Annotated in this window: 9 protein-coding genes; 2 read left to right on the forward strand and 7 right to left on the reverse strand. The window is 68.2% G+C overall.

Annotated elements, in window-relative coordinates; translation table 11 throughout:
• The first annotated feature begins 73 nt into the window (after positions 1-73).
• The gene (locus tag VL973_RS11830; RefSeq protein ID WP_325284224.1) at positions 74-1,240 is read left to right on the forward strand and encodes an MBL fold metallo-hydrolase; all 1,167 of its coding nucleotides are present in this window, start codon (positions 74-76) and stop codon (positions 1,238-1,240) included.
• A gap of 2 nt (positions 1,241-1,242) precedes the next feature.
• Here the strand turns inward: VL973_RS11830 and VL973_RS11835 are convergent, their stop codons facing one another.
• Positions 1,243-1,806, reverse strand: a complete 564-nt coding sequence (locus VL973_RS11835) for a DUF3617 domain-containing protein (protein ID WP_325284225.1) — start codon at positions 1,804-1,806, stop codon at positions 1,243-1,245.
• Positions 1,803-3,149, reverse strand: a complete 1,347-nt coding sequence (locus tag VL973_RS11840; RefSeq protein ID WP_325284226.1) for an amidohydrolase — start codon at positions 3,147-3,149, stop codon at positions 1,803-1,805. The genes VL973_RS11835 and VL973_RS11840 overlap by 4 nt, the downstream gene beginning before the upstream one ends.
• Positions 3,150-3,268: 119 nt before the next feature.
• Between VL973_RS11840 and ada the strand changes: the two genes are divergently transcribed.
• Positions 3,269-4,303: a bifunctional DNA-binding transcriptional regulator/O6-methylguanine-DNA methyltransferase Ada gene (gene ada, locus VL973_RS11845; RefSeq protein ID WP_325284227.1), complete on the forward strand. Its 1,035-nt coding sequence runs from the start codon at positions 3,269-3,271 to the stop codon at positions 4,301-4,303.
• Here the strand turns inward: ada and VL973_RS11850 are convergent.
• From VL973_RS11850 to VL973_RS11870, 5 genes are all read right to left on the reverse strand, one after another.
• Positions 4,300-5,355 carry a LacI family DNA-binding transcriptional regulator gene (locus tag VL973_RS11850; protein WP_325284228.1) on the reverse strand — a complete coding sequence of 352 codons (1,056 nt, stop codon included), beginning with the start codon at positions 5,353-5,355 and terminating at the stop codon, positions 4,300-4,302. The two genes, ada and VL973_RS11850, sit on opposite strands and share 4 nt — an antisense overlap.
• Before the next feature lie 3 nt (positions 5,356-5,358).
• Positions 5,359-6,840, reverse strand: coding sequence for a tryptophan halogenase family protein (locus VL973_RS11855; RefSeq protein WP_325284229.1), 1,482 nt, complete (start codon positions 6,838-6,840; stop codon positions 5,359-5,361).
• Positions 6,841-6,851: 11 nt separating this feature from the next.
• Positions 6,852-7,877 (reverse strand): cupin-like domain-containing protein, encoded by a 1,026-nt coding sequence (locus VL973_RS11860; RefSeq protein WP_325284230.1) that lies wholly within the window; start codon positions 7,875-7,877, stop codon positions 6,852-6,854.
• On the reverse strand, positions 7,870-8,580 hold the full coding sequence (locus tag VL973_RS11865; protein ID WP_325284231.1) for a SapC family protein: 711 nt from the start codon (positions 8,578-8,580) through the stop codon (positions 7,870-7,872). Before VL973_RS11865 ends, VL973_RS11860 begins: the two co-directional genes overlap by 8 nt.
• A partial coding sequence (locus VL973_RS11870) for a tryptophan 7-halogenase (RefSeq protein WP_325284232.1) occupies positions 8,580-9,687 on the reverse strand: 1,108 nt, incomplete at its 5' end. The genes VL973_RS11865 and VL973_RS11870, both read right to left, overlap by 1 nt.

The raw sequence follows: 9,687 nt of genomic DNA on the forward strand, positions 1-9,687 counted from the left end.
GTCACAAAGGATTTGATCGGGGAACCTTCCCCCGCGCAAAGCGGTAAACGGCGATGGTGGTAAAAGGGTGATAATGCGTCGATCGTTGAAATGGGTGGCCGGGGGCGTATTGTGGCTGGCGATCATCGCCTGTCTGGCCAGCGTGCTCGTCCCGCCCTTCCTCGACCGCATTTATTACCGCGGCCCGGCGACCGATCATTTCGACGGCGACCGCTTCTTCAATCCCGATGGCGACGACTCCGCCGCGCCGCCGGGCGGCGGCAGCCGGGCGGGCTTTTTCTGGCGGCGACTGACGGGGGAGGGCGAAGTGCCGTGGCCCGGCCGGGTTCCGGTGACCCCCGATCACCCACCGGCGCGCGTGTCGGGCGGCGACATGCGCGTCACCTGGGTCGGCCATGCAACCGTGCTGGTGCAGGCGGGCGGGCTGAACATCCTGACCGATCCGATCTGGTCGCCGCGCGCCGGGCCGTTCGGCCTTGGCCCCGCCCGCGTGACCGAACCGGGCATTGCGCTCGACGATCTGCCGACCATCGACCTGATCGTCATCAGCCATAATCATTACGACCATCTGGACCTGTCGACGCTCAAGCAGTTGTGGGCGCGTGATCGCCCCCGCATCGTCACCAGCCTGGGCAATGACAGCGTGATTTCAGCGGCAGGCGTGCCTGCCACCGCCGTTGACTGGGGCCGGGCGGTGAGCGTTGCGCCGGGCGTCGCGGTGCATGTGGTGCGGAACCATCACTGGGGCAGCCGCTGGTTTGCCGATCGCAACCGTGCGCTGTGGTCGGCGTTCGTGGTGACGCTGCCGGGCGGCAATCTGTTCTTCGCGGGCGATACCGGCTTTGGCGACGGCGAATGGCCGCGCGAGGCAGCGGCGCTGGGACCGATCCGACTGGCGCTGATCCCGATCGGCGCGTTCCGCTTCACCCCCGGCCAGATGGGCACCGGCAGCCATATCGGCCCGCCCGACGCGATGCGCGTATGGGACCGGATGGGTCAGCCGATGGCGCTGCCCGTCCACTGGGGCACGTTCAAACTGTCGGCGGAGGGGCGCGAAACGCCGCCCCGGATGCTGGATGCGCTGATGGCGTGCGCCGGGCAGGACCGGACACGATTCCAGCCCCGCGCGCCCGGAGCGCCATGGTCGGTGCCGCCGCTGGCCGGGGTAAGGCCGCGCCCGCTGGATCAGGCGCGGCTGACCGCATGCGCGCAGACGCCCGCCGTCACCACCCTGCCCTGACCTCAGGCGCAGTCGCCGATCCGTTCGCCCTTCACGCGGGATCGCATCGACATCCGCCCACGTTCGCCGCCGGTCGATTCGATCGCGCTTTCGGTTTCGAAATGCGTCGCGTCGAACGTGCCCGTCATGGTGATGCGCGCGGCCTCGATCGCGCGCCCGTCACCGGCGCACGTCATCACCGCGTCGACGCGACCGGCTTTCATGCTGAAACGGTCGAAGCGGCACTGTCCGCGCTGCCCGCCGAACAGGCTTTCACTGGGATTGGCGGACTGTTCCTCGGTCATGCAACTGGTGACGCTCGATCGCGACATCATCTGCTGGCGCATCTGCTCGGCCATGCCTTCCGGCATACCGGGGACCTGCACATCGACGACCTCGACCGTGCTGCGCCACTGGCCGGGCTGGAACCGGGTCGCTGCGGATGCGGCGCGCGCCTGTTCGGCCACGTCCACCACGCTGGCGTTACGCATCTCCACCTCGCCGGTCGCGGCAGCGCTGTCGCGCGTGCTCTCACCGCCGCAAGCCGCCACGGTGAGGGCAAGGCACGGCACCAGCACGCGCATCATTGCCCCGCGCTCCCCGCGCCGCCGGGTCCGGCCAGGTCTAGCACGGCGGCGGTCATCGCAATGGTGCCGGTGACGATCGCGGGTTCGGGCGCGATCTTGAACAATGGCGAATGGTGCGACGGCACCGGCGGCCCGCCGCGCCGGGCGGCATCGATCACCGACTGCGGCGTGCCGCCGACCGCGAAATAATAGCCTTTCACGCCGGTATCGGGCTGGATGAAATAAGCGAAATCCTCCGCCCCCATGCCCTTCTGTTCGAACGGCACGACATTTTCCGCGCCCAGTGCGGTCACCATCGTCGCGTTCAGCCGGCGGGCCAGCGCGGCGTCGTTGATCGTCGTCGGCGTGCCCTCGATCACGTTCACGACAGGCATCTTGTCGGCGGGCATCCCGTTCAGCTCGCCCACGCCCTTGGCCACGCGGCGGATGCCCGCGATCAGGCGCGCGCGTTCCTCCTCGTCATTGGCGCGCACCGTGACCTGCAACTTCGCCTCGTCCGATATGATGTTGTGCTTCAGCCCGGCATGGAACGACCCGACGGTGATGACACCGGGTTTCAGCGGTTGTTGTTCCCGGCTGATAAGGCCTTGCAGCGCAATCACGATCTGCGACGCGATATAGACCGGATCCTTGCCCATATGCGGGCTGGCCCCATGCGCGCCGATGCCCGGCACGGTGATGTCGACCGAGTCGGAGGATGAATATTGTATCCCCTCCGACGCCGTCACCTTGCCCGCGCCCAGTTCGGACGAGACATGCAGCGCCAGTGCATATTCGGGTTTGGGGAATCGGGTATAAAGCCCGTCCTTCACCATGGCGTGCGCCCCGCCCACCCGTTCCTCGGCGGGCTGGACGACAAAGATGACGGTGCCCTTCCACCGGTCCTTCATCGCCGCCAGCCGCTTTGCGGTGGCGATCATCGAGGTGATGTGCGTATCATGCCCGCAGGCGTGCATGACCGGCGCCTCGATCCCGTCGATACCGACCTGGCGCACCTTCGATGCATTGGGCAGCCCGGACTTTTCCTCGACCGGCAGGCCGTCCATATCGGCGCGGATCATCACCACCGGGCCGTCACCGTTTTTCAGCACGCCGACCACGCCGGTGCCGCCCACACCCTCGGTCACTTCGACGCCCGACACCTTGCGAAGCTCGGCGGCCATGCGCGCGGCGGTCTTGGTTTCCTTGAAACTCAGCTCGGGATTGCGGTGGAACCAGTCGAACGTCGATGCCAGCTCGGCCTTGTAATCGGCGCGCACCGCAGCGGCATAATCCGGCTCGGCGGCGATGGCGGGCGCGGTGCCGGCAAGCAGCATGGCGGTGGCTGGCAACAGATAACGCATCAAACCCGGTCTCCCCCTCTTGTTGCAACGCAGCCTATCGCCCTCGCGGCGCATGTCGAGCGACTTTGATCGCAAGCATCGGGATGCGCGCGCCGGGCACCCAAGCTATACCGGCGCGCATGATCACGCCCATCGCCGAAGACGACGCCTGGGCCGCTTTCGAGCGGCGCGACCGGTCGTGGGACGAACGGCTGGTGGTGGCGGTGACGACGACGCGCATCTACTGCCGCCCCTCCTGCCCCGCACGGCGACCCCGGCGGGATCATGTCCGTTTCCTGCCCGACGGCGCGGCGGCGCGGGCGGCAGGATACCGCCCTTGCCTTCGCTGTCGCCCGGATGAAGCAGCCCGCGACCGGGTGGCAATGGCGCGCGCGATCGCGACGATCGAGGGGTCGGAAGCGCCCCCATCGCTCGACGCCCTGGCCCGCATCGCCGGCTATGCCCCGCATCATTTCCACCGCATCTTCAAACGCGCGACGGGCGTCACCCCCGCCGCCTATGCCCGTGCCCGCCGCGCCAACCGCGCCGCCGATGCGCTCAGTCAGGAGCCGAACGTGACCGATGCCCTTTACCGCGCGGGCTATTCCGGCCCCAGCCGCTTCTACGACGAAACCCGCGACCGGTTGGGCATGGCGCCATCGGCCTGGGTGCGGGGCGGCGCGGGGGTGACGATCCGCTGGGTCGTGGCGCCCACCAGCCTTGGCCCGATGCTGGTCGCCGCCACGGCCAAGGGGCTGTGCCGCGTGTCGTTTGACGAGGATGAGGCGGCGCTCGCCGCGCGCTTTCCCAATGCCACGATCCAGCCTGGCGGCGACGCGCTGTCGGCGCTGGCCGCGCGCGTGGTGGCGGAGGTGGAGGCACCCGGCCGCGACACCGACCTGCCGCTCGACGTGCAGGGCACCGCCTTTCAGGAAGCCGTTTGGCAGGCGCTGCGCCGCATTCCGGCGGGGGAGAGCATGAGCTATGCCGAGCTGGCCGCCGCCATCGGCCACCCGCGCGCCGTGCGGGCAGCGGGGTCGGCGTGCGGGGCGAACAACGTCGCGGTCGTCATCCCGTGTCACCGCATCACCCGCAGCGACGGGTCGATGGGCGGCTATGCCTATGGCCTGGAGCGCAAGCGTAAGCTGCGTGCGCGGGAGGAGCGCGGGGATTAGGGCTTGACCGGCGGCGCGGTGGAGGCGCGGATCGTCAGGCTGGCGGGGATCGCCTCCGGCGTCCGATCGACGGTGCGCCCTGCCTGTTCGTCGATGATCCGCTCGACCGCACGCGACGTGACCTCGGCGATCGGCTGCACCACCGCCGTCAGCGGCGGGTGGGTGAAGCGGACGATCGGCGTGTCGTCAAAGCTGATGAGCGACAGGTCGTCCGGCACGCCCAGCCCGCGCCGCCGCGCGACTTCCAGCGTGGCCAGCGCCATGCGGTCGTTACTGGCGATGATCGCAGTTGGCGGGACCGGCGCGGCCAATAGCGCCTCTGCCGCTATCAGCCCCGATTCATAGCTGAAATCCCCGCGCGCCAGCAGTGCGTCGGCATCATGGCCTGCCGCCGCCATCGCCGCGCGCCACCCCTCGATCCGCCAGCCGCTCAGTTCATACGCCGCCGGTCCGGCGATAAAGCCGATGCGCGCATGGCCAAGATCGATCAGATGCTCGGTCGCCAGCCGCGCGGCGCGTTCGTCATCCATGGTCAGGGCAAAGCCGTGGTCGTCACGCAGCGTGCCGATCCGCGCGACGCTCACCTGCTGCGCCTTCAGCAGCCGCAGGATCGTGGCGTTTTCGGAATGCGGCGGGGTCAGGATCACGCCATCGGGCCTGAGCGCCGCCAGCGCCGCCGACAATTCGCGCTCGATATGGTCGCTGTGGGTGTCGACCAGCTCGACGATCAGGCGATAGCCATGCTCGGCGCACTTCACCATGCCGCCCAGCATCATCTGGTCCACCCAGTCGGTGCCCTGCCGTTCCCGCCAGTCGGCGATGGTGCGCTCACGGTCGTTGAGCGCGAGGATCAGATAGGATCGCGACCCGCTCATCCGTTGGGCCGCGATCGACGGGAAATAACCCAGCTTGTCGATCGACGCCTGCACCCGCTCGGCCATTTCGGGCCGGACGCTGCTCTCCTTGTTGATGACGCGGCTGACGGTCTGGAGCGAGACCCCCGCATCCGCCGCGACATGCTTGATCGTCACTGCCTGACGCCGCCTCGCCATGGATCAGGCAGTCCCCGCGGCGGCGCCGCAATAACCGGCGACATAGGCGCCGTGTTCGGGCAGACCCGCGACCGTCTGGCGCACGCGGTCGCGCAGCGTGTCCAGAAACCGCGCCATATCCGCGTCGCTCAATCGCGCCGCGATCGGGTGCGACGATTGCGGCACGATGCCCTGTCCCATCATCACCTGAACCCAGCTGTTTTCGGCGAACAGCTCCTCGTTCTTGCGGAACACGCGGCCGGTTTCGCGGAACAGTTGCATTTTCTGCGCCAGCGTGTCGGGCACGTCCATCGCCGCGCATTGCCGCCAGAAGGGCGAATCGCGCCGGTCGGTCGCCTTGTAATGCAGGATCAGGAAGTCGCGGATCTGGACCATGTCCTGAAGCTGCTGTTCGTTGAACTCCGCCACGTCGCTGGCGTTCACGCCGCCCATCGGCAACATGCGGATCAGGCGCAGGATCGCCCGTTGGATCAGGTGGATGCTGGTCGATTCCAGCGGCTCCATGAACCCGCCCGACAGGCCGATGGCGATGCAGTTACGCACCCATTGCCGCCGCCTGGCGCCCGTGGTGAAGCGCAGGTGGTTCGGCTCGCTCAACACCTTTCCCTCGACATTGCCGAGCAGCCGGTCGAGCGCGGCATCGCGGTTCAGGTATCGGCTGCACCACACCAGCCCGTTGCCCGTGCGGTGTTGCAGCGGAATGCGCCATTGCCAGCCCGCATCATGCGCCATGGCACGGGTATAGGGCATGGGCGGCCCGACATTCCCGGTCTGGACCGCGATCGCCGAATCGCACGGCAGCCAGTGCGACCAGTCATCGAAGCCGGCATGTAGCGCGCCCTCGATCAGCAGGGCGCGAAAGCCGGTGCAGTCGAGGAACAGGTCGCCCTCGATCCGCTGGCCGCTTTCCAGCATCAGCGCGGCGATGTCGCCGCTTTCGCCGTCCAGATCGACAGCGGCGATCCGCCCCTCGATGCGAACCGTGCCGTCGGCTTCCGCCATGGCGCGCAGGAACGCGGCATAGCGGGTCGAATCGAGATGATAGGCGTAATTCAGTCCGTTGTCGGGCAGGTGCGCGAACCGTCCCTGCAACGCGGCGACCAGTTCCAGGCAATAATCGTCATAGGGCGCATCATGGCCGCGCGTGCGCCCGTTCATCCAGTAATGCTGGAATCCGGCGGCCCAGTGATCCTTGCCGGTGATGCCGAACGAATGGAAATAACGGTCGCCGCCGTCGCGCCAGCCGTCGAACAGGATGCCCAGCTTGAACGTCGCGCTGGTCGCGCGCATGAAATCGGCCTCGTTGATGCCGAGCAGCCGGTTATAGGTGACGAGCGGCGGGATCGTTGCCTCGCCGACGCCCACGGTGCCGATCGCGTCCGATTCGACCAGCGTCACCTGGGCCGCGCGGCCCATGGTCCGGGCGATCGCCGCCGCCGCCATCCACCCCGCCGTGCCGCCGCCCGCGACCACGATCCGCTTCATCGCCCCCTCGTTCATCGGCTGAGCTGCCGCAACAGATAGGCGCGCAGCCGTCCCGCCGTCTCCGGCGTCAGCGGCGCCAGCACGCCGCGCCCGTCGGGGGGCAGATGCGCGGCGGCGGCTTCGGCGTCGCCGAACACATAATGGTCGAACAGCGCGCGCCAATGCTCGCGCTCGTCCGCCGGCAAATCGCGGATCGCCAGCAGCGCGTGATTCAGCGCGTCCTGTGGGTGGCCCAGCCAGCGCGGCGTTTCGCGCCACCAGTAATTGACCAGCACGTTGAACGCATCCAGCGCCTCGACATGGTGCCACCACATCGCGGGCACATACAGCGCGTCGCCCGCCGCCAGATCGGCGACCTGTCCCACCGCCAGCGCATCGGCAAAGCGGGGGAAGCGGTCGAAATCGGGCGCGTGGAAATCGATCATGCTGACCGCGCGACCTGCGGGGGTATTGTCGATCGGTCCCAGATACAGGTTGGCGAACTGGTCGCGCGGGAACAGCGTGAAGCGCCGCCGCCCGACCGCGACACAGGCCAGATTGTGCGGCACGTCGTTATGCGCGGCGATCCGCGTGCGCGTGCCGATCCAGATGCTGGCCAGGCACGCCCGCTCGCCCAGATCGACATGATTGGCCGCGTGCAGCCCGTCGAAATAATCATGGATGTCGACCGACCCCAGATAAATGGTCGGTGCGTCGGCACGCCCTTCGCCCTCGTCCATCCGCGCAAAAATTTCGGGCAGGCGCGCCGACATCATGCGAAAGTTCATGCCCATTGCATCGTCATAGAACAGCCGGTCGCCACCGGTGCCGACCGACACGGCAAAGGCCCGGTCGCGCGCGCACGCCGACAGGTAATCGCGCGCCGCCCGCCCCGATTCCCGCCCCGCCGCAACCAATGGCCAGTCCGCCACCAGCCCGCGCACGATGAACGGCGCATCCGCCGCGCGCAGCGCAGCGTCGAGCGCGGCGGCATCGGCCACCGCCACCTCACGCACCGGCGGCAACGCGGCGAAAATGGAGCGGTCGGCCTCAGCCATCGGCCAGTCGCCGGTTGCGCCGCGCGACCAGTCCCGACAGGTTGGTCAGCGACGCCAGCGCCATGAAGATCGGCATCAGATGCCCGTCCCGGTGCAGTTCGCCCAGCACCGCACCGTCCAGCGCACGCAGCTTTGCCTCGTCAATCACATGATAGCCGACCAGGCGGTTGGTCGCGCCGTCCTGCAACGTCACTTCCAGCGTGAACGGCTCCAGCAGTTCGTGGCGACGCAGCGCGTCGAAAAACGCGGCCGCGCGCTGATAGCCCGCGTCCAGCGCGCGCAACTGCTCGATCGCGGCTTCCAGATAGGGGGTTGCGCCACCATCCTCGTCGAACAGGCGCACGCCGTCATCGCGGATGCGTGGGCTGTCGAGGTCGATATGCACCTGCCGCGCATCGCCGCCGGGCACGGTGCCGATCAGCAGCGGCTGGATACCGATCGCCAGCGGCAATGCGCCCACATCCCACCGGTCGCCAGCCAGATACAGGTTCTCGCCCGGCTCGAACCCGAACAGTGCATGAGCGTCGAACCGGTTGGTTTGCAGGTCGAGGCGGAACAGGATCGGATAATCGTTCTGCACGCGCCGGAACTCGTCGGGCACGACGATCGCGCTCATCACTGCGTCGCCCAGCACCTCACCGCGCGACAGGGTGACGCGCAGGTCGCGGTGCGTCTGGGGGTCGAGGATCGCGTGATTGGCCATCAGTGCAGACGCTCCGTTGCGGGGACAGGGTGCGCGGCGCGGGTCAGCGTGTCGAGCGCCGCGCGGTTGGTGGGCAGACTGGCCGCCAGCGTCCGGGCGCGGCGGCCGACCTGTTCGATCCGCTGGGCGACGGCGGCCATGCCCTCGACCCCCATTGCCCCCGCCGGGGGCGGCGCGGCGCCCATGCCGTAGAGAACATATTGATAGCTGGCGGCGGGAAACACCTCGTCCACATGGTCGAAATCGTGCGGGCCGGGCGGCTGGTCGCGCCACAGGGCGATCAAGTGCGACAGTCGATCGGGAATGGTGTCGGCCGCGCGGTGATCGCGCCAGTAATCCGAGGTCCGTTGGCTCAGCACATAATGCAGCTTCAGAAACTCGACGATCCGGTCCCAGCGATAGCGGAACAGCGCGTTGAAGCGCCGGGCGTGCAGCGGCATCGCCGCAGCCGTGTTGGGGAAATTGTCGATCAGCGCGTCGAGCGACAATTCGATGGTGACGATCGCCGACGCCTCCAGCGGTTCGAGGAACCCTGCCGACAGGCCGATGGCGATGCAGTTGCGCTCCCAGAAGCGTTCGCGGTGTCCCGACCGGAATACCAGCCGCCGGAACGACAGCAGTGCGGGATCGGCATCGGGCGCGGTGCGGCGCAGATAATCGGTCAGCACCGCCGCTGCCCGGTCATCATCCATGTGCCGCGATGAATAGACGCATCCGACACCGCGCCGCGTCGGCAGGCCAATGTCCCAGATCCAGCCCGCGTCATGCGCCGTCGCATCGGTCTGCGACGCGATCGGCGCATCGGGCGCGACCGGCACCCGCACCGCCAGCGCACGATCGTTGAACAGCACGTCGGATCGATCGACAAACGGCACGCCGTAACGCTCGCCGATCAGCAAAGCGGCACGACCGGTGCAGTCGATGAACAGGTCGCCGGCGATGTCGCCGTGGCCGCGCGTCGCGACAGCGGCGATATCGCCATTGTCGGCCATGGTCGCGCCGTCGACATGATCGCGCACATGCCGCACGCCCAGCCGCTCGACCGCGTGCCGCCGCAGCAATTCGGCCAGCTTGCCCGCGTCGAGATGATAGGCATAGTTCAACGCG

It is taken from the genome of Sphingomonas sp. (assembly GCF_035490575.1).
Lineage (GTDB): Bacteria > Pseudomonadota > Alphaproteobacteria > Sphingomonadales > Sphingomonadaceae > Sphingomonas.

Excerpts from the sequence above, each read along its gene's own strand:
- VL973_RS11835 (WP_325284225.1), bottom strand. The coding sequence starts at position 1,806 with ATGATGCGCGTGCTGGTGCCGTGCCTTGCCCTCACCGTGGCGGCTTGC.
- VL973_RS11855 (WP_325284229.1), bottom strand. The coding sequence starts at position 6,840 with ATGAAGCGGATCGTGGTCGCGGGCGGCGGCACGGCGGGGTGGATGGCG.
- ada (WP_325284227.1), top strand. The coding sequence starts at position 3,269 with ATGATCACGCCCATCGCCGAAGACGACGCCTGGGCCGCTTTCGAGCGG.
- VL973_RS11830 (WP_325284224.1), top strand. The coding sequence starts at position 74 with ATGCGTCGATCGTTGAAATGGGTGGCCGGGGGCGTATTGTGGCTGGCG.
- VL973_RS11840 (WP_325284226.1), bottom strand. The coding sequence starts at position 3,149 with ATGCGTTATCTGTTGCCAGCCACCGCCATGCTGCTTGCCGGCACCGCG.
- VL973_RS11865 (WP_325284231.1), bottom strand. The coding sequence starts at position 8,580 with ATGGCCAATCACGCGATCCTCGACCCCCAGACGCACCGCGACCTGCGC.
- VL973_RS11850 (WP_325284228.1), bottom strand. The coding sequence starts at position 5,355 with ATGGCGAGGCGGCGTCAGGCAGTGACGATCAAGCATGTCGCGGCGGAT.
- VL973_RS11860 (WP_325284230.1), bottom strand. The coding sequence starts at position 7,877 with ATGGCTGAGGCCGACCGCTCCATTTTCGCCGCGTTGCCGCCGGTGCGT.